The 19063-nt window shown below is 69.6% G+C and carries 22 protein-coding genes; 16 read left to right on the forward strand and 6 right to left on the reverse strand.

Going from position 1 to position 19063, the window contains the following annotated elements; genetic code table 11:
- The first annotated feature begins 474 nt into the window (after positions 1-474).
- The 8 genes from MKL20_RS21800 to MKL20_RS21835 all read left to right on the forward strand — a co-directional run bounded on the left by MKL20_RS21800 (position 475) and on the right by MKL20_RS21835 (position 6998).
- On the forward strand, positions 475-1272 hold the full coding sequence (locus MKL20_RS21800) for an inositol monophosphatase family protein (protein ID WP_244038421.1): 798 nt from the start codon (positions 475-477) through the stop codon (positions 1270-1272).
- Positions 1273-1354: 82 nt separating this feature from the next.
- Positions 1355-1900: an adenine phosphoribosyltransferase gene (locus MKL20_RS21805; protein ID WP_243963355.1), complete on the forward strand. Its 546-nt coding sequence runs from the start codon at positions 1355-1357 to the stop codon at positions 1898-1900.
- 168 nt (positions 1901-2068) lie between these two features.
- Entirely contained in the window at positions 2069-2203 is a 135-nt protein-coding gene (gene rpmH / locus MKL20_RS21810; RefSeq protein WP_007558110.1) for a 50S ribosomal protein L34, read from the forward strand.
- Positions 2204-2341: 138 nt separating this feature from the next.
- Positions 2342-2953, forward strand: a complete 612-nt coding sequence (gene rnpA / locus MKL20_RS21815; RefSeq protein WP_244038422.1) for a ribonuclease P protein component — start codon at positions 2342-2344, stop codon at positions 2951-2953.
- Entirely contained in the window at positions 2943-4802 is a 1860-nt protein-coding gene (gene yidC / locus MKL20_RS21820) for a membrane protein insertase YidC (RefSeq protein WP_243963353.1), read from the forward strand. Before rnpA ends, yidC begins: the two co-directional genes overlap by 11 nt.
- Positions 4803-4813: 11 nt before the next feature.
- A complete protein-coding gene (gene yihA / locus MKL20_RS21825; RefSeq protein ID WP_243963352.1) occupies positions 4814-5467 on the forward strand; it encodes a ribosome biogenesis GTP-binding protein YihA/YsxC in 654 nt (217 codons plus the stop codon).
- Positions 5464-5853 carry a DUF423 domain-containing protein gene (locus MKL20_RS21830; protein WP_244038423.1) on the forward strand — a complete coding sequence of 130 codons (390 nt, stop codon included), beginning with the start codon at positions 5464-5466 and terminating at the stop codon, positions 5851-5853. The genes yihA and MKL20_RS21830 overlap by 4 nt, the downstream gene beginning before the upstream one ends.
- A 56-nt stretch (positions 5854-5909) precedes the next feature.
- A complete protein-coding gene (locus MKL20_RS21835; protein WP_244038424.1) occupies positions 5910-6998 on the forward strand; it encodes a phytanoyl-CoA dioxygenase family protein in 1089 nt (362 codons plus the stop codon).
- A 12-nt stretch (positions 6999-7010) separates the two neighbouring features.
- Here the strand turns inward: MKL20_RS21835 and MKL20_RS21840 are convergent, their stop codons facing one another.
- From MKL20_RS21840 to MKL20_RS21850, 3 genes are all read right to left on the reverse strand, one after another.
- A complete protein-coding gene (locus MKL20_RS21840) occupies positions 7011-7685 on the reverse strand; it encodes a metallophosphoesterase family protein (RefSeq protein WP_244038425.1) in 675 nt (224 codons plus the stop codon).
- Between the two features lie 52 nt (positions 7686-7737).
- A complete protein-coding gene (locus MKL20_RS21845; protein WP_244038426.1) occupies positions 7738-8385 on the reverse strand; it encodes an RraA family protein in 648 nt (215 codons plus the stop codon).
- Positions 8386-8494: 109 nt separating this feature from the next.
- Positions 8495-8989 (reverse strand): pilus assembly protein N-terminal domain-containing protein, encoded by a 495-nt coding sequence (locus MKL20_RS21850; RefSeq protein WP_243963347.1) that lies wholly within the window; start codon positions 8987-8989, stop codon positions 8495-8497.
- A 300-nt stretch (positions 8990-9289) separates the two neighbouring features.
- Between MKL20_RS21850 and MKL20_RS21855 the strand changes: the two genes are divergently transcribed.
- The 3 genes from MKL20_RS21855 to MKL20_RS21865 all read left to right on the forward strand — a co-directional run bounded on the left by MKL20_RS21855 (position 9290) and on the right by MKL20_RS21865 (position 10986).
- Positions 9290-9454: a Flp family type IVb pilin gene (locus MKL20_RS21855; RefSeq protein ID WP_058193027.1), complete on the forward strand. Its 165-nt coding sequence runs from the start codon at positions 9290-9292 to the stop codon at positions 9452-9454.
- 147 nt (positions 9455-9601) lie between these two features.
- On the forward strand, positions 9602-10144 hold the full coding sequence (locus MKL20_RS21860) for a prepilin peptidase (RefSeq protein ID WP_244038427.1): 543 nt from the start codon (positions 9602-9604) through the stop codon (positions 10142-10144).
- Positions 10145-10239: 95 nt separating this feature from the next.
- Positions 10240-10986 carry a M48 family metallopeptidase gene (locus tag MKL20_RS21865; RefSeq protein ID WP_244038428.1) on the forward strand — a complete coding sequence of 249 codons (747 nt, stop codon included), beginning with the start codon at positions 10240-10242 and terminating at the stop codon, positions 10984-10986.
- 7 nt (positions 10987-10993) lie between these two features.
- Here the strand turns inward: MKL20_RS21865 and MKL20_RS21870 are convergent, their stop codons facing one another.
- Positions 10994-11368: a hypothetical protein gene (locus MKL20_RS21870; protein WP_244038429.1), complete on the reverse strand. Its 375-nt coding sequence runs from the start codon at positions 11366-11368 to the stop codon at positions 10994-10996.
- Between the two features lie 224 nt (positions 11369-11592).
- Here MKL20_RS21870 and MKL20_RS21875 point away from each other — a divergent pair, with 224 nt between their 5' ends.
- From MKL20_RS21875 to MKL20_RS21890, 4 genes are all read left to right on the forward strand, one after another.
- A complete protein-coding gene (locus MKL20_RS21875) occupies positions 11593-12099 on the forward strand; it encodes an invasion associated locus B family protein (RefSeq protein WP_244038430.1) in 507 nt (168 codons plus the stop codon).
- A 23-nt stretch (positions 12100-12122) separates the two neighbouring features.
- A complete protein-coding gene (locus tag MKL20_RS21880) occupies positions 12123-12755 on the forward strand; it encodes a hypothetical protein (RefSeq protein ID WP_244038431.1) in 633 nt (210 codons plus the stop codon).
- A gap of 88 nt (positions 12756-12843) precedes the next feature.
- Positions 12844-14793: a glycosyltransferase gene (locus MKL20_RS21885; RefSeq protein ID WP_279594923.1), complete on the forward strand. Its 1950-nt coding sequence runs from the start codon at positions 12844-12846 to the stop codon at positions 14791-14793.
- 10 nt (positions 14794-14803) lie between these two features.
- The gene (locus tag MKL20_RS21890; RefSeq protein WP_244038432.1) at positions 14804-16423 is read left to right on the forward strand and encodes a glycosyltransferase family 2 protein; all 1620 of its coding nucleotides are present in this window, start codon (positions 14804-14806) and stop codon (positions 16421-16423) included.
- A gap of 6 nt (positions 16424-16429) precedes the next feature.
- On the opposite strand, the gene purC is transcribed toward MKL20_RS21890, so the two are convergent.
- Both purC and nth read right to left on the reverse strand, forming a co-directional pair.
- On the reverse strand, positions 16430-17224 hold the full coding sequence (purC, locus tag MKL20_RS21895) for a phosphoribosylaminoimidazolesuccinocarboxamide synthase (protein WP_082643291.1): 795 nt from the start codon (positions 17222-17224) through the stop codon (positions 16430-16432).
- A gap of 219 nt (positions 17225-17443) precedes the next feature.
- Positions 17444-18226 (reverse strand): endonuclease III, encoded by a 783-nt coding sequence (gene nth / locus MKL20_RS21900; protein ID WP_244038433.1) that lies wholly within the window; start codon positions 18224-18226, stop codon positions 17444-17446.
- Positions 18227-18246: 20 nt separating this feature from the next.
- On the opposite strand from nth, the gene MKL20_RS21905 reads away from it, so the two are divergent.
- On the forward strand, positions 18247-18768 hold the full coding sequence (locus MKL20_RS21905; RefSeq protein WP_244038434.1) for a DUF2244 domain-containing protein: 522 nt from the start codon (positions 18247-18249) through the stop codon (positions 18766-18768).
- The last annotated feature ends 295 nt before the right edge of the window (positions 18769-19063 follow it).

Genomic DNA, 19063 nt, shown 5'->3' on the forward strand with positions numbered 1-19063 from the left:
GGGGAGAGGCCCGCACGGACCTCGTCGTCCGTGCGGGAAGCGCAGGCGAAGCCGGAGCGGCGGTGAGGGGGCGGTTCAGGACGAGGCGCGTGTCCGGAGCCGCCCCCTCACCTTCGGCTGCCGCCTCGCTTCGGCGACGACAAGGTCGCCGAAGCCCTCTCCCCGCAAGCGGGGCGAGGGGATACCCGCACCGATGATGGAGCCGAAGCACGGGCCGTCGCGCAAAAAGGGCTGAACTCGATCTGTGAATCCGGTAGCCCGCACGGGAGAGGGGACCCGCGGCCTTCTGCGTCCACGGTATGAAAGCGGCTACGATCGAAACCTGTGTCGCCCGTAGCTCTGCGGGAGAGGGGGCGCTCCGCACCACAGGCCACCAACCTCTTCCGGATCCCCCGATCCCCGGTAGGCTCGTCTTTTCCGGCGCCGGCCTGTAACCACGGCGCCAGCACCCATCCCCGAAAAGTCGCGAAAAAAATGATCTCCTCTCCGCTCATGACCGTGATGGTCGATGCCGTGCGCAAGGCCGCCCGCGGCCTGCGCCGCGATTTCGGCGAGGTCGAGAACCTCCAGGTCTCGCGGAAGGGCCCGGGCGACTTCGTGTCAGCCGCGGACCGGAAGGCCGAGGAGACCCTGCGCGACGCCTTGATGAAGGCGCGCCCCGGCTACAGCCTCGTGCTGGAGGAGAACGGCATCATCGAGGGCACCGACAAGAGCCACACCTGGCACGTCGATCCCCTCGACGGCACCTCGAATTTCTTGCACGGCGTGCCGCATTTCGCGATCTCGGTCGGGCTGGAGCGCGAGGGCCAGATCGTGGCCGGCGTCATCTTCGACCCGATTAAGGACGAGCTGTTCGTCGCCGAGCGCGGCAAGGGCGCCTATCTCAACAACCGGCGCCTGCGGGTCTCCGGCCGGCAGGACATGGCGGATGCGCTGGTCGGCTACGGCACGCCCTATCTCGGCCGCGGCAGCCATCCGCGCCTGCTGCGCGAACTCGGCGCCGTGATGGCGGTGGCCGGCGGCACCCGGCGGATGGGCTCGGCGGCCCTCGACCTCGCCTACGTCGCCTGCGGCCGCCTCGACGGCTACTGGGAGCGCGATCTCCAGACCTACGATTTCGCCGCCGGCGTGATCCTGGTGCGCGAGGCTGGCGGCTACGTCACCTCGGCTGACGGCGCGGCCGAACCCCTGGCCGCCCGCTCGGTGGCCTCCGGCAACGAGGTGCTGCACCGGGAGCTGCTCGCCCTCCTCAAGAAGGTCCAGGCGGCCTGATCCGCTGCGAGGATCCTCAAAACTGGTCAGGGGCCGGGGCATCTGCTTTAAGCGCGCCGTCCCCCACGGAAGGCCCGAACCCATGGAAGCCCGCCGCCACGTCGCGCTGAAGGAATCGATCCGCTCGATTCCCGACTACCCGAAGCCCGGCATCATCTTCCGCGATATCACCACGCTGCTCAGCGACCCGCGCGCCTTCCGGCGGGCGGTGGACGCGCTGGTCCATCCCTATGCGGGCGGGCGAATCGATCAGGTGGCCGGCATCGAGGCGCGGGGCTTCATCCTGGGCGGGGCGATCGCGCACCAGCTGTCCTGCGGCTTCGTGCCGATCCGCAAGAAGGGCAAGCTGCCCCACAAGACCGTCTCGATGGCCTACGCCCTCGAATACGGGACCGACGAGATCGAGATCCACGTCGACGCCGTGAAGCCCGGCGACAAGGTGCTGCTGGTCGACGACCTGATCGCCACGGGCGGCACCGCCACCGCCGCGGTGAACCTGCTCCAGAAGATCGGCGCCGAGATCGTGGCCGCCTGCTTCGTGATCGACCTGCCCGACATCGGCGGGGCGCAGCGCCTGCGCGACATGGGCGTCGAGGTGCGCGCCCTGATGCAGTTCGAGGGTCATTGAGCTCCGCGAAACGTTGACTTCGCGGGACCCATCCGCCATAAGCCCGCCACTCGCGACGTGGCGCCCCGCCTGGGCGCCCTTCGTGTTTGCAAACAACCAGGACGCGTGAAGGTCGGGTGCGGCATCAGCCGCCCGCGAGCGCGCCTCGACCTTTGAAGGCTCTGTGCCATGAAGAGAACCTACCAGCCGAGCAAGCTCGTCCGTAAGCGTCGTCACGGTTTCCGTGCGCGCATGGCCACCGCCGGTGGCCGCAAGGTGATTGCGCGCCGTCGCGCCCACGGCCGCAAGCGCCTGTCGGCCTGATCCGGCAGATCCTCGCCGGCGCGGCCCTGCTCAGGCAGCCGCGCGGTGGGGCGTGAGCATGATGCGGAAACGTGAAACCCGGTTTTCCGAACGCGTCATGCAGCACACACAATGAGATCGGCCGGGATCGAACCATCGATGGCGACGATCGAGCGGCTGAAGAGGCGGCCTGACTTCCTGGCGACAGCCGAGGGCCGCCGCTTCCATACCGAGCGCATGACCGCCCAGGGCCGCTTGCGGGATCCGCAGGCGTCAGAGGGCCTTCGGCTCGGTTTCACCATCACGAAACGCGTCGGCCATGCGGTCGAGCGCAACCGCATCCGGCGGCGCCTGCGCGCGGCCGTGAGTCTGGTCGCGTCCGATCTCCCGGGCGAACTAGCCCGGCTGCCCGCCGATATCGTGCTGATCGCCCGGCGCCCGGCCCTGAACGCGCCCTTCGAGTCCCTGGCCGAGGATCTGCGCCGCGCCATCCCGACGGTGACGCGCCCGGCCACGCCGCGGCCGCCCGGTCAGCGGTCTGGCGGCAAATCCGGCAGCAAGTCTGGCGGCCGGTCCTCCAAATCCACACCTCCCCAGCGCGATGCGGGCCACAACCCCGTGCAGCCTGCAGCGTCCGACGCGGCGGATCGTGATCCGCCGCGGGACGCTGTCAGAGGTCCCCAAATCACGGAAGCGCGCCAGCCCGATGGGGCCGGTGCCGCTCCTGTTGCCACTCCGAACGCGTGCGGCGGTGTCCCCGATGGGCAATGACAAGACGAACATGTTCGTGGCCATCGGCCTGTCGCTGCTGGTGCTGCTCGGCTGGCAGTACTTCGTGGCCGGCCCGCGGGTGGAGCAGCAGCGCCTGATCGAGGCGCAGAACAAGGCCGCGCAGCAGCAACAGCAACCGCCGGGCGTAACCCCGGACGGGGTGCCGTCGCCCTCGCCCAAGGAGGGCGGCCCAGCAGCGCCCGTGCCCGGCACGGTCCCCGGCCAGGCGGGGGCGGTCTCGCGCGAGGCGGCGCTCACCCGCTCGCCGCGCATCCGCATCGAGACTCCGGCGCTCAGCGGCTCGATCGCCCTCAAGGGCGGCCGCGTCGACGACGTGTCGCTCAAGAACTACCACGAGACCGTGGACCCGAAGAGCCCGGAGATCGTGCTGTTCTCCCCGGCCGGCAGCGAGACGCCGTACTACGCCGAATTCGGCTGGGTCGGCGCCAATGCCGGGCCGCTGCCGGGCAGCGAGACCCTCTGGACAAGCGACGGCAAGAGCCTCTCCCCCGGCATGCCCGTGACCCTGACCTGGGACAACGGCGCCGGCCTCGTCTTCAAGCGGATCATCGCGGTCGACGACAAGTACATGTTCACGGTCCGCGAGGAGGTCGAGAACAAGGGCTCGGGCGCGGTGACGCTCTACCCGTACAGCCTCGTCTCCCGCTGGGGTAAGCCGCACACCCAGGGCTACTACGTCCTGCACGAGGGCATGATCGGCTATCTCGGCAACGACGGCCTGCAGGAATTCACCTACGACAAGCTCGCCAAGGAGGGCGCCTATGGTGGCGCCAACACCAAGGGCAAAGCCTGGACCGGCGTGACCGGCGGCTTCGTCGGCATCACCGACAAGTACTGGGCGGCGGCCGTGATGCCCGGCGACCAGGACGTGCCCTATACCGGCGCCTTCACCGATCGCACCGACGGCGCCACCAACGTCTACCAGGCGAGCGTGCGCGGCGATGCCGTGAACCTCGCAGCGGGCGCCTCCGCCACCACGACCCAGCGCCTGTTCGCCGGCGCCAAGGAAGTGAACCTGATCAACAACTACGAGAAGGACCTCGGCATCAAGCACTTCGATCTGATGATCGATTGGGGCTGGTTCTTCTTCATCACCAAGCCGATGTTCCGGGCGCTGGACTTCTTCTTCCACCTATTCGGCAATTTCGGCGTCTCGATCTTGGTGGTGACCTTCTGCCTGAAGCTGCTGTTCCTGCCGATCGCCAACCGCTCCTACGTCTCGATGGCCAAGATGAAGGCCGTGCAGCCCGAGATGGCCGCCATCCGGGAGCGGTACAAGGACGACCGCATGAAGCAGCAGCAGGCCACGATGGAGCTGTACAAGAAGGAGAAGATCAACCCGGTCGCCGGCTGCTGGCCGGTGCTGATCCAGATCCCGGTCTTCTTCGCGCTCTACAAGGTCCTGTTCATCACCATCGAGATGCGGCACGCGCCGTTCTTCGGCTGGATCCACGATCTCGCCGCGCCGGATCCGACGAGCATCGTGAACCTGTTCGGCCTGCTGCCCTTCCCGGCGCCGGACTTCGTTCATCTCGGTGTCTGGCCGCTGATCATGGGCGTGACCATGTTCGTGCAGATGAAGATGAACCCCGCGCCGCCGGACCCGGTCCAGGCGCAGATCTTCACCTTCATGCCGATCGTGTTCACCTTCATGCTGGGCTCGTTCCCGGCAGGCCTGGTGATCTACTGGGCCTGGAACAACACCCTGTCGGTGATCCAGCAATACGTCATCATGCGTCGCAACGGCGTGAAGGTGGAGCTGTGGGACAACCTGCGGACCACGTTCCGGCGCGGCGGTACCAAGGCGGCGGCGACCACCAAGGGCTGATAAGGAAAGCCGTGACCGAGACCAACGACGACGCGGCCGACCTCCTCGAGGCCGGCCGCCTGCTGTTTGCCGGCGCGGCCGATTTCTACGCGGCCGCCCAGGTGCTCGACCGGATTCCGCCCATGGAGGGCGTGGAGATCGCCTTCGCGGGGCGCTCGAATGTCGGCAAGTCGAGCCTGATCAACGCGCTGACCGGCCGCAACACCCTGGCGCGCACCTCGCACACGCCGGGGCGGACCCAGCAGCTCAACTTCTTCCGGATCGGCGACCGCCTGTCGCTGGTCGACATGCCGGGCTACGGCTACGCGGCGGTGGAGAAGGCCAAGGTCGAGGCCTGGACCCAGCTGATCCATGCCTACCTCAAGGGCCGCGCCAACCTCGCCCGGGTGTTCATGCTGATCGACGCCCGCCACGGCTTCAAATCGATCGACACCGACGTGCTCGACGGTCTCGACAAGGCCGCGGTGAGCTACCAGGTGGTACTCACCAAGGCTGATTCTCTGAAGAAGGGCGAGGTCGCGAGCCGGATCGCCGGCATCCAGGCAGGCCTGGCCAAGCGGCCGGCCGCCTTCCCGCAGGTGATCCTCACCTCCAGCCGGGACGATCTCGGCATACCCGAGCTGCGCGCGGCCGTCGCCAAGCTTCTGGTCGAGCGCGGCGCATGAGGCTTTCGGGGTTCGACCGCGCGCTCGTGGCGCTCGCCTGCCTCGCCGGGCTGCTCGGCGTCGCGCTCAGTGCCGCGGCGGCGCACATTCCCGGGGCGGATTCGCTCAAGACCGCCGCGCAGTTCCTGCTGTTCCACGCCCCCGCGATCCTGGCGCTGGTGGGCCTCGGTGCCGCCGGTCTGGCGCGGCCCGGCCCGATGCGGGTTGCGGCCGGCTTCCTCGTCCTCGGCCTGATCCTGTTCTGCGGCGACCTCGCGGTGCGGACCTGGCTGCAGCAGCCGCTCTTCCCGATGGCCGCGCCCATCGGCGGCTTCGCCCTGATGGGCGGCTGGCTCGTGGGGGCGATCGGCGCCCTGATTCCCCAGCCCCGTAATCCGCCTCAGTAACACCGCATTCCGCGCTCTCCTTTCGTCCCAAAGGGGACGGGGCCAGGGGGCGGCACGTGGCGAACGGACTCTCGCGGGTGAAGACGATCGCGCGCAGCTGGGGCACTGCGGCGCGCAACTTCACCCTCGGGCGCGACGAGGCACTGCCGGTCGCCCCCGTGCGTCCCCCGGCCCGATCCTACGCGGTCGACGCCGACATCCCGGTCGATATCGGCTGCATCAAGGTCTTTCGCGCGGAGAGCTTTCCGGAATCCGGGCCGAGCCCGTGGCTCGACCGTCCCGACGCGCTGGAAACGATCGAGCGGCGCGTCGCCCGGGGCGAGATCACGGCCAGGCAGGCCGAGATCTGCCGGTACTGGGCCGAGCACGGCTACTACGTCGCCCGCGGGGCGATCGACCCGGACACGATCGACGAGGCCTGGGCCGCCTACGAGGCCGCGATCGCCCGGGGCGACCTGACCCTGGCCCCCGAGAAGGCGGCCGAGGACGATCCCCATCCGGGCCGCTATCTCAACCCGCACCTCAAGGTCGAGGAGCTCGACCAGCTGCTCAAGCATCCGGTGCTGGTCAATTTCAGCAGCCTCGTGCTCGGCCGGCAGGCGATCCCGTTCCAGACCATCGCGTCACACAAAGGCAGCCAGCAATCCGAGCACTCGGATTCGATCCACATGACCACCTACCCGCTCGGCTACCTCGCCGCGTGCTGGGTCGCCATGGAGGACATCCACGCCGATTGCGCGCCGCTGCTCTATTATCCCGGCACCCACCGGCTGCCCTACCTGTTCAGCCACGATGTCGGCATCTCGACGGACGATTTCCGCGAGCGCGGCTACGCGGCCTATTCCGAGCGTTACGAGCCCGCGATCAAGCGCGAGATCGCCGATCACGGTGCCGCGCCGCAGCACTTCCTGGCCCGCAAGGGCGACGTGCTGTTCTGGCACGCCAATCTCCTGCACGGCGGATCGGCCCGCAACGACCTGCGCCATTCGCGCAAGGCGCTGGTGCACCATTACTTCGCCGAAGGCTGCATCTGCTACCACGACCTGTCGTCGAGCACGTCGGCGGTCCACGGCCCGGTCGAGAGCCTGCCGACCTGCGGCGCGGCGAGCCCCGACATCAAGGTCCGCCAGAAGATCGCTTCGTAGCCGGATCCGGGATCAGGCCGCGGGCACCGACAGGAATTCCAGCGCCGGCCCCTGGGCATCGGAGAAGATTCCGGCGGTGAGCGCGCCGCCATAGACCGCGCCGGTGTCGAGATTCGTCCGGAACCGGCGGATCTCCGGGCGGCCATCCCGCTGCGGCGTGTGGCCGTGGACCACGTGCCGGCCGAAATCGTGGTCGCCCTCCAGGAACGGCTCGCGAATCCACAGGCGGTCATGCACGTCCGACTCCGCTGCCGCCGTGCCCGGTTGGAAGCCGGCATGGACGTACCAGCGGGCCGCGTCCCCGTGCAGGGTCGGCAGCGCCTCGATCCAGTCGAGGGTGTCGCGCGGCAGGCCGCCGAGATCCCGCGCGCCGAACGAGTCGAGGGTCTCCTCGCCGCCGTAATGGAGCCAGTGCCGCGCGGCTTCCGGCGTCAGCAGCGCGTCGAGCAGCATGCGCTCGTGATTGCCCATCAGGCAGGTGACGCGCTCGGGCTCGGCCCAGTTCAGGCGGCTGACCGTGCGCAGCACGGCGGCGCTGTCGGGGCCGCGGTCGATGTAGTCGCCCAGGAAGACCAGCCGGTGGGGGCGGTCGCCAGCATGGGCGGCTATCCGTTCCAGCAGGGTGTCGAGCAGGTCGGCGCAGCCGTGGATGTCGCCGATGGCGTAGGTGAGGGTCTGGGACTCCATACGCCATCGTCCACGGGATACGCCCGCTCCGCAAGGCGGTGCCGGTGGAACCTCAGCCCTTGGCCTCCCGGGCATAGCGGCCGTCGTACCGGCCCGCCCGGATCAGCGCGAGCACCTCGGCCTCCCGGACCGCCTGTGCATGCACGGCCTCGATCAGGCTCGGGGCAAGGGCGGGCGGGAAGGTCACGACGCCGTCCGCGTCGCCCACCACCACGTCGCCCGGGTTCACAGTCCAGCCGCCGATACTGACTGGCACGTTGATCGCGCCGGGCCCGGTCTTGAACGGGCCCCGGGGCGTCGCGGCGCGGGCGTAACAGGGGAAATCCGAATCGGCGAAGGCGTCGGTATCGCGCACGGCCCCGTCGATCACGAAGCCGGCCACGCCCCGGCTCTCGGCGATCGCCTTCATGATGTCGCCCACCAGCGCCCGGCCGGTGTCGCCGCCGCCATCGATCACGATCACATCTCCGCGACGGGCCTGCTCCAGCGCCTGATGGATCGCGAGGTTGTCGCCGGCCCGCACCCGCACGGTGAACGCCGTGCCGATGAGCCGGCCCCGCCGGTGGAAGGCGCGCAGGCCGTGCAGCACCGGCATCCGGTCGAGGCAATCGCTGATCGTTGCCGTCGAGACATCCTGGAACGCGGCGAGCACGCCGGGATCGACGGCGGGCGGCGGCGGTGTGTGCGTGATGCCGGGCATCGGCGAGAGACCTCCCTGACGGCGCGCCGGGGAGCCTACCGAATCGACTCACGGTCGCGCCGAGGACGGATCTTGCCTCAGGATCCCTGTGGTGTCGCGTTCGGCGCCTTCAGTGCTCCGCGGCCTGGGGGCCGGCCGCGCCGCCGCCGGTTGCGAGCTTGCGGCGGGCATCGGCCTGGCCGCTGGTCGTCCCGAAGTAATTGGCCGAGTCGCCGAGCTGGACCGCCGGCTGGCAGTTCGGGGTGCAGGACAGCGATTCCCGATCCAGGCCGCGCTGGACCGTGATGGTCGAATCCCGCGACGCCTCGACCCGGATCATCGTCTCGGCGATCAGCCCGCCGGCGGTGTCGAGGGCGATCAGGTTGGTCGAGCCGAAGCTCTTGCCGGTCAGCACGAGCACGCCGTTCTTCTGCGGCGTGACCTCGGCGATGATCGGGTTGCCGACGATCACGGTCGCGGTCTTCTCCGGCAGGCGGATCACCTTGGCGTTGTCCACCAGCACGGTCACGATGGGCAGCGGCTCCGGCTGGGCGGCCGCGACGGAGGCCCCCGTCAGCAGGAGGACGAGGCCGGCTCGGGCCCCATTCGACAGGGTGCGGCGCATCGGGGGTTCTCGGAAGCGGTCGGCGCCTGCGCGTGGCGACGCCTGAAGCTGTAGCGCTAGCCCGGGACCGGTGAAGGAACCGCTAAGCATGAGAAAGCGGCACCAATGTTCGGCAGCGGCGAAACTGATCCTTCACTAAGCTCGCAGCGGAGCCGGCCCGAACTTTGATCCAGGCGCGATTTAACCGAATTTCAAGGCGTATCGGACACTCTGCAACTGCCGCCGATCGAGACATAAAAATCTTCGTCGGTCATCTCACAAAGTCCACGCTGCAAGTTCTTGATCGAAGGATCGCCTCCCATGAAGACCCTGTTCTCGCGCTTCGCCTCGGACGAGTCCGGCGCCACCGCGATCGAGTACGGCATGATCGCCGCCCTGATCGCCGTCGTCATCATCGGCGCGCTGAAGACCGTTGGCACCTCCCTCACCGCCAAGTTCAGCGCGATCGCCGGCAACCTGAACTGATCGGGTTTTCGGAGCGGCCAGGATCTGCGGCAGGTTCGAGGCTCCATCGCTTCCGCGATGGGGTCTCGGCCCGCCGGATCCGCCGTTCGGCAGCGGCCTCGCTTCCGAGCCGCTTGCCCGTCACACACGGATAGGGTTGGTCCCGAGATGGTTGGCGCAGGATCGGCGATCGCGAGTCTCGGCACGGCCGGTTTCGGCCTGCTGGTGCTGTTCCCGTTCCTGATGGCCTATGCCGCGGCGAGCGACCTGTTAACGATGCTGATCCCGAACCGGATCTCGTTGGCCCTCGTCGCGGGTTTCGTGCTGCTCGCTCTGACCGGCTCGATGGACTGGGCCGAGATCGGACTTCACCTCGGCGCCGGGGCCGCCGTCCTCGCCGTGACCTTCACGCTGTTCGCCTTCGGGGTGATCGGCGGGGGCGACGCGAAGCTCGCCGCCGCCACGGCGCTGTGGCTCGGCTTCGACGGCCTGGGCGATTACCTTCTGGTGGCCTCGATCTTCGGCGGCGCCCTGACCCTGGCGATCCTGGCCGTACGCGCCTATCCGCTGCCGCAGCGCGTCGCGCGCCTGCCATTCGCGCTGCATCTCCACGACGCCAAGACCGGCATCCCCTACGGCATCGCGCTGGCCGCCGCCGCCCTGCTGGTGATGCCCGAGACCGAGATCTGGACCCGGGCGCTCGCCGGCTGACGCGGCAACGCGTTCCGAGGCCGGCACGCCGGAACCTTGGCGATTCCCGCGTTCAGGATCTGGAGCGCCGGTTCCGGGCCGGCTAGAACGGTGCCATGTCGTTCGCGCTGCTGCGTCGTCCCGATCCCGACCACCTCGAGGTCCAGCACGAGGGAGCCAGCCTCCAGATCGCGCTGCGCCGTCGCCCGACCGCGCGCCGGATCACCCTGCGGGTCTCGGCCGCCACCGGCGAGGTCGTGATCACCCTGCCGAGCCGCACCGCGGTGAACACCGCCCAGCGTTTCGCCACCAGCCACGCCGGCTGGATCGCGGCGCGCCTGGCCCGCGTGCCCGAGCGGGTCCTGTTCGTACCCGACGCGATCCTGCCGCTACGCGGCGAGCCGCACCGCGTGCATCTGCGCGACACACGCAGCGGGGCAGTGCGCGTCGAGGGCGGGCAGGGGGAGGGACAGGGGGAGCCGGTGATCTCGGTCTCCTGCGAGCCCGCCCATGTCCCCCGCCGGGTCCGGGATTTTCTCACGCGCGAGGCGCGTCGGGATCTGGCAGAGGCGGTAGAGCGCTACGCGCCGCTCCTCGGCCAGCGGCCGGTGCGCATCACCCTGCGCGATACACGCAGCCGCTGGGGCTCCTGCACGGCCCGGGGCGAGCTGAATTTCTCGTGGCGCCTGATCCTGGCGCCCCCGATGGTGCTCGATTACCTCGTGGCCCACGAGATGGCGCATCTGCGCGAGATGAACCACTCGGCCCGGTACTGGGCGCTCCTGCACAGCATCTGCCCGAACGTCGACGCGGCCGAAGCGTGGCTGAAGCGCAACGGCACCGGCCTGCACCGCTACGGCTGACCGGGCCTCAGCCTTTGGCGCGCAAAACCTTCTGGCGCGTCACGGCCTCGCCGGGCCAGATCGGCCGCGGATCGACTTGGCCGGGCTCCAGGGTGCGCGGCGCTACGCTGTCGCAGACCTCGCGCTGGCGGATGATCACCGGGTTGCCGAAGGTGTCGCGCCGGCGGACGAGACCGCCCTCGCGGCAGTAGCCGGCGATCGCGGCCTGACCGTTGCGGCCGCCGTAGGGGTTCACCGCCACCGGCGGATGCTCGACGATCAGCGTGTCGGAGCGGTTGAGGGAGTGCTCGATATAGGTGGTCTCGCCGACGGGAAGCGACTGCGCCCCGGCCTGCGCGAGGGTGGCCACCAAGCAGGCGGCCGAGAGAGCGGACAGGCGCATCACAGCTTCAGGATCCTGCGCTGGAGGAAAAGCTCCCTTCATTTAGGCCGTTCTGCAACTCTCGGGTAGCGTCCAGGCGCAACACCGGAGCCGGCATCGCTTGACAGCGCGGGGCTGAGCATGGTCGGAACACCCCCGATTTTACGGCCTCGCCGGTCCTCGGCGATGGCGTTCCGAAGGGTTCGGTGGTGCCGCTTCACGCGAGGCTCGATCGTTTTCGGCGCGTGGTCCGGCGCGTCGCGCTGCCGGTATCCCTCGCCCTCACCGCAATAGGGCTCGCCTCCGTGGGGCCGGCCGCCGCCCAGGGCATGGTCCGCAAGACCTTCGACGATTGGCAGCTGCGCTGCGAGACGCCGGCCGGCGCGAAGGCCGAGCAATGCGCCCTGGTGCAGTACCTGGCCGCGGAGGACCGTCCGAACCTCACCCTGGTGGTGATCGTCCTGAAGACCGCCGACAACCGCGGCTATCTGCTGCGGGTGGTGGCGCCGCTCGGCGTGCTCCTTCCCTCCGGCCTCGGCCTCAAGATCGACCAGACCGATGTCGGCCGGGCCGGTTTCGTGCGCTGCCTCACCACCGGCTGCGTGGCCGAGGTGGTGATGGATGATGGTCTGATCCGCCAGTTCAAGGGCGGCACGCAGGCGACCTTCATCGTGTTCCAGACGCCCGAGGAGGGCGTCGGCATTCCGCTTTCGATGAAAGGCTTCGCGGCCGGGTTCGACAGCTTGAAATGACGAGGCCGCTCGGGAGCCGTGCGATGATCGGAGGTCGTGACCTGTTTCTGGGCCTGTGCGGCCTGATCCTCGCCGGGGCGCTGTCGGCGAGCCCGGCCCACGCGGAGGAGGGCAACGTCCTCTCCAACCTGTTCAAGTTCGGCGGCACGACGGTTCCGCCGTCGCAGCCCCAGAGCCTGGATCCACCCTATTGCCCTCCCGTCGAGGTGGCCGAGAACGGGGCGGCGTATCGCATGCTCGCCGGGAGCGAGGTGCGGACGCAGTTCTCGGTCGGGCGCCTCGCCCGGGAATGCGCCCGGCGCCAGGACGGTTCGGTCACCGTCAAGGTCGGCGTGGAGGCGAATGTCCTGCTCGGCCCGAAGGGCGCGCCGGGCCGGTTCGACGTGCCGGTGACGATCCAGATCCGCCGCGAGGGCAAGGTGATCGCCAGCCGCGTCGAGCGGTCCACCGTGGTTGTCGCTCCGGGCGAAGCGCAGGGCTTCACCACCATCGTCGCCGAGGAACTCACGGTTCCGCCGGCTGCGGCCGAGGATTACGACATCACCGTCGGCGTCGGCACCAGCAAGGGCACCGGTGAGAAGGCCGCCGCGAAGCCGCGGCGCAGGAAGCCGGCGGTCGCCGCGGAGCCCGCCGGCGGAGGCGACGCTGCCCAGTGATGCCGCGGCGCGTTTCGTCGATTCGACCTCACTGACGGGAAAAGCCGGACGCGGCGCAGCCTGGCTCGGCCGCGCGACGCGGTTTCAGTTGGAGCCGACCGACGATCCCGTCTTCGATCGCCGCCTCGTCCTCCCCGACCATCCGGTCGGCTGGGTCGTGCTGAGCTATGCCGGCGATCCCACCGTTGCGCCGCGCCGGCCGATCGTGCGGGTCCTGCGTGGGGCCGACGGTACCCCACTGGACTTCATCCTCCCGGGCGCGTCGCACGGCTCCGCCCATTGGCTCGGCCTGATCCCCAGGGATGCCCGGGAGATCCGCCTGTCGGCCGGGGCCGGCTTCGTGCTGGAGCGGGTCGGGGCGCGGCGCGAGGTGTCGGTGCTGGCCCAGTGCCTGCTGCGCCGGCCCTGGCGCTTCGTCTCGGCGCTCTACGAACGCCTTCGCGGGTCCGAACGGCGCTACCGCGATATCCTGCGCGGTGCCTGCGCGGTGACGCCGCTCCGGCACTACGGATCCTGGGCGGCGTCGCGGAATCGTCCGATCCGGATCGCCCCGACCGATCTGCGGATCCGCTGCCTCATCCTGGCCCGACCCGGCGAGGAGGCGGCGCTCGCCGCGACGCTTGATGCCCTCGACGCGCAGAGCCACCAAGCCCGGACCATCGCGGTCGCCTGGGATGATGCGATTCCCGCATCGCCAGATCCCCGTGCCGATCACTGGCGCTGGGATGCTCGGGCGACTCCCGCTGCGCTGATCGCCGAGGCCGACGCCCTGTGCCTGCTCCGGCCGGGCGACATCCCGGCCCCGGACGCGCTTGCCCTGCTGGCGCCCGCCCTGGCGGAGGCGGATCTCGCCTATGGCGACGCGATCGGCCCCGACGACCGGCCGCAGCTCAAGCCGGATTGGAGTCCGGACCTCGCCCTGGCGACCGGCTATGTCGGCCGCGCCGCGCTGTTCTCGCACACCCTGCTGTTGCAACTGCCGGCCACCCCGGTCGGACCGATGGCCGAGGCGATCCTGGCGATCGAGACCGCTGCCATCGTCGCCGGGGCGCGCGGCGCCCATGTCCCGCGCGTCATCGCCCGCACCACCGGCGAGTGTCTCGACCCGCCAGCCCGGGCGCAGGCGCTGGATGCGCGCCTCAAGATGCTGGGCGCCCCGATCAACGCATCGCTTCGCAACGGCGCGATCCACCTCGGGTGGCCGCTGCCGCAACCCGCCCCGAAAGCCAGCATCGTGATCCCGTCGCGGGACCGCCTCGACCTGATCGAGCGGGTCTGCCGGGGCGTGCTGCACGAGACCGCCTACCCGGATCTCGAGCTGATCATCGTCGACAACGGCTCCACCGATCCGGCCGTGCTGGCGCACTACGAAAACCTGCGCCTGGATCCGCGGGTCCGGATCCTGATCGACCCGCAGCCGTTCAACTTCGCCGCGATGGTCAATGCCGGCGTCGCCGCCGCCACGGGCGCGGTCGTGGTGCTGCTCAACAACGACGTGGCGGTGCTGGAGCCCAGCTGGCTCGACGCGATGGTCCGCCAAGCGAGCCGGCCGGAGGTCGGGGCGGTCGGCGCGAAGCTTCTCTACGCGGACGGCAGCCTGCAGCATGCCGGGGTCGTGGTCGGCCTCGGCGGACGGGCGGGCCACATCCTGCGCCGCCGTCCCGGCGACACGCCGGGCCATCTCGGTCGCCTGCACGTGGCCCACGAGGTCTCGGCCGTGACCGCCGCCTGCCTCGCCGTCGCGCGGGAGAAGTATCTTGCGGTCGGCGGCTTCGATGCCGAAGCCTTCCCGGTGGATTTCAACGATGTCGATTTCTGCCTGCGCCTGGGCGCCGCCGGCTGGAAGACGGTCTGGACCCCGGCCGCCACCCTGGCCCATCTCGAATCCGTGAGCCGGGGACCCTCGGTCGGCGCCAAGCGTGCCCGGTTCGAGCAGGAGGCCGCCCGGTTCTCCGAGCGCTGGCGCGATGTGATCTGCCACGATCCGTACTACCATCCCGCCCTGTCGCTCACGACCTTCGGCGAGGATCTCGAATGATGCGGCGCCGATGACAGGGCCTGTGCCGGGCCTCGCGCAGATGCTGCATCTCGGGATTCCGCGCCGCTCCGGGCGTGCGCTGTTGGACGCGCTGCGCAGCCTCCTGGGCCGGCCCCGGGCGACGGGCGAGATCCTGGCCGCGCGGCTCCAGGGCAAACGCCTGCGTGCCCGCCAGAAGCGGGCGGCCCTGATCGGCATCGACCACCGGCTCGCTCTGCCGGTAAAAATCCTCGACCGTTTCCCGCCCGCGCCGGCCCGGCCGGGCGACGCCATCCGGGTGTTCGGCGACGGCTGTCTCGTCTCGGGCGCGACGGCCCGCATCGCCGCTGCCTTCGCGGCCGATCCCGAACTCCAGGCGGTCTACGGCGACGCGCTGATCCAGGATCATCCGCGCGGTCCGGTCCGGCCCCTGCTGCCGCCGGCCTTCGATCCCGAGATGCTGGCCGCGGTCGATTACCTCGCGCCCCTGCTGGCCTGCCGGCCGGGAGCCTTGCCTCCGGAGACCCAGCCGAGCGGCCCCGCCGACGCCGCGTTCCAGATCGCCGAGCGCCACGGCGCCTCCGCGATCGGCCACCTGCCCGAGATCCTGGCGATCCGGCGCGGCGACCCGGCGGACAGCGTGTCGCCGGCAGGGGAGGGGGGGCGCCACCGCCATCGCGATGCCCTGCGCCGCCATCTCGATCGGACCGGCCGCACCGGAAGCCGCATCGTGCCGGGCGCGGACGGTCTCCTGCAATTCGAGCACCCGCTGCCCGATCCGCGGCCGCTGGTGAGCGTGATCGTGCCGACCCGCGACCGCCTCGATCTGCTCCGCCCCTGTCTCGACAGCCTCGCCGCCTGTACCGACTGGCCGAACCTCGAGATCCTGGTCTGCGATAACGACAGCCGCGAGCCGGAGACGCTGGCTTTCCTCAAAACCCTGGAGCGCGAGGGGAGGGGGGGCGTCGTGCCCTGTCCCGGGCCGTTCAACTTCGCCGCCATGAACAACGCCGCCGCCGCCCGCGCCCGCGGCGCACTGCTGGTCTTCGTCAACAACGACGTCGAGGCGTTCCGGCCCGACTGGCTGGCCCGGATGGCCCGGGAAGCTTTGCGCCCGGAGATCGGCGCGGTCGGCGCGAAGCTCCTCGACGGCGAGGGGCGGATCCAGCACGGGGGCATCGTGCTCGGCACCGGCGGCCTGGTCACCCACGCGCACCGCCACTTCCCTGGGGACGCGCCGGGCTACCTCGCGGGCCTAAGCGCGACCCACGCGGTCTCGGCGGTCACGGCCGCCTGCCTGATGGTCGAGGCCAAGAAATTCCAGTCGGTCGGCGGCTTCGACGATGCCGTCTTCGCGGTCGACTTCAACGATGTCGACCTGTGCCTACGCCTGAACGCGGCCGGCCACCGCACGCTGCTGGTGCCGGGGGCGGTGCTGCATCACCGCGAATCAGCGAGCCGCCGCTGGACGCCGGAGGCCCGCGCCCGCCACGAACGCGAGATCGCGGCGCTCAAAAAGCGATGGGGGCCGCTGCTGGCGCAGGACCCCCATTATCACCCGGGCTTCGACCCGGATCTCTCGACCCACGCACGCCTGCGCGCGGGTTTTTGGGAAGCGAGGCCGGCGCCGGTCCGACGCCCGCCAGCCTGAGCGGGCCTACTGGACGAGGCGCGGGCCGCCGGTCTGAACCTTCTCGTTCTCCGACATGATGCCGAGCCGCTTGGCCACTTCGGTATAGGCCTCGATCAGGCCGCCGAGGTCCTTGCGGAACCGGTCCTTGTCGAGCTTGTCCGACGACTTGATGTCCCACAGCCGGCAGGAATCCGGGGAGATCTCGTCGGCGACGACGATGCGCATCATGTCGCCTTCCCAGAGGCGGCCGGTCTCGATCTTGAAGTCCACGAGCCGGATGCCGACGCCGAGGAAGAGACCCGACAGGAAGTCGTTGACGCGGATCGCCAGCGCCATGATGTCGTCGATCTCCTGGGGCGTCGCCCAGCCGAACGCGGTGATGTGCTCCTCCGACACCATCGGATCGTTGAGCGCGTCGTTCTTGTAGTAGAACTCAATGATCGAACGCGGCAGCTGGGTGCCTTCCTCCAGGCCCAGCCGGGTCGCCAGAGAGCCGGCCGCGACGTTGCGCACCACCACCTCGAGCGGGATGATCTCGACCTCCCGGATCAGCTGCTCGCGCATGTTCAGCCGGCGGATGAAATGCGTCGGCACGCCGATGTCGTTGAGGTGCTGGAACACGAATTCGGAGATTCGGTTGTTCAGCACGCCCTTGCCGTCGATGATCTCGTGCTTCTTCGCGTTGAAGGCGGTCGCGTCATCCTTGAAGTGCTGGATGAGCGTCCCGGGCTCGGGCCCCTCGTAGAGGACCTTCGCCTTGCCCTCGTAGATGCGACGGCGGCGGTTCATAGGCGTGTACCGTGGTTTGAGGAAGTCCATGGGCCGAGGCTCCTGATGCGCGACGATGGGGAGGAATCCGCGGCGCGGCGACCGGATACGAAGGTCGGGCAGCCGGACGGCCTCTGCCCGAGGGCCCGGCTACTGCCGTTCAAACTAGCCGAACCGGGCTTCCAGCACAACGCGTTAGCCCGCAGGGCGGGATTGCGGGCGCGGGTCCGGACGTGCGCCCGCCCGCCTCCGCGCCCTGGAGATTTCCGGTCAGGCCGCGGTCTTCGACGGGTATCGGCATAGATCCGCGATCAGGCAGCGCGGGCATTCGGGCTTGCGCGCCTTGCAGGTGTAGCGGCCGTGCAGGATCAGCCAGTGATGGGCGTGGAGCCGGTAGGGCTCCGGCACGATCGCCTCCAGCCCGGCCTGGACCTTGTCGGTGGTGCTGCCGACGAACAGCGGGATCCGATTCGAGACCCGGAAGATATGGGTATCGACCGCGATCCGCGGCACCTGGAAGGCGATGTTCAGCACGACGCTCGCCGTCTTGGCGCCGACCCCGGGCAGGACTTGCAGCGCCTCCAGGCTTGCCGGCACTTCGCCGCCGTGCCGCTCGACCAGGATGCGCGAGAGCGCGATGACGTTCTTGGCCTTGGTGTTGAACAGCCCGATCGTGCGGATGTAGCTGCGGACCGTCTCCTCGCCCAACGCCAGCATCTTGTCCGGCGTGTCGGCCACCGCGAAGAGCGGGCCGGTGGCGAGGTTGACGCCGCGATCGGTGGCCTGGGCGGACAGGACCACGGCGACCAGCAGGGTGAACGGGTTGACGGCGTGGAGCTCGCCCTTCGGCTCCGGCTCGGCCGTGTGGAAGCGCCGGAAGATCTCGGTGAGCGTCGCCGAATCGACGGCCTCCGGCGCGGTCTCGATATGAGCATTCGTGGCCGGGGCGATCCGACCGCCGAGACGCCCGGAGGCAGCGCCCGTCTTGGAATCGCCTGCGGCACGCCGTCGAGAGGGGCTCTTTACCGAAGGCGGAGTCTTTCTAGCGGCCATCGGCGCGTTATATGGATCGGATGGCCAGCGGCAATCCATCCGTTCACCCGTACGGGCTCGATCCGGACACGATCGACCGGCCGGTCTTTTCCGCCACGATCCGGCCGCACCAATCCTTGAGCCGCCTCGGTTTCCGAATCGTGATGACCGGCTGCTGCCTGGTCTCGCTCACCGTGTCGGTCTGGGCCTGGCGGATGGGTTTTTGGCCGGTCGCCGGATTCTTCGGCCTCGACATGCTGGCGATCTACGCGGCCCTGAAGGTCAGCTTCCGGCGCGGGCGCTCCTTCGAAGAGGTCATGATCTCGCAGCTCGAGATCCTGCTCGCCCGGGTCAGCCACAAGGGCGAGCGGCACGAATGGCGGTTCAATCCCCTTTGGACCAAGATCGTGACCGTCGAGGATGACGAGTACGGCCTGCAGCGCGTCACCCTGGTCTCCCGACGTCAGCAGGCGCTCGTCGCCCGCGATGCCGATCCCGACGAGCGCGCCCGCATCGCCCACGGGCTCGGGCAGGCCCTGGCCCAGGTGAAGAAGGGATACTGAAGAAGGGCTACTAAGCGCGCTGCGGCGCCGTCTTAGGCCCGTCATGCGGCTGCGCGAGAAAAAAAGATCGCAGCGCACAAACCCGGTTGACGGCTCTGTGGGGCCTGTTTATACCCCTGTTCATCGGCGCCGGCCGCGGAAGTGGCCCGGGCGCAGACGCATCTTCTGACAGGATCGGCGATTGGCCGGCGGGTTTGCCGGGCGATTTTCTGTTTTTGTCCGATGCGGCTTCGGGGTCGGGTTCGCGTCTTGCGGGTTCGGCGACGGGGTTGACAGGGGGATCGGCGGGCTCTAG

Source organism: Methylobacterium sp. E-066, assembly GCF_022829635.1.
Lineage (GTDB): Bacteria > Pseudomonadota > Alphaproteobacteria > Rhizobiales > Beijerinckiaceae > Methylobacterium.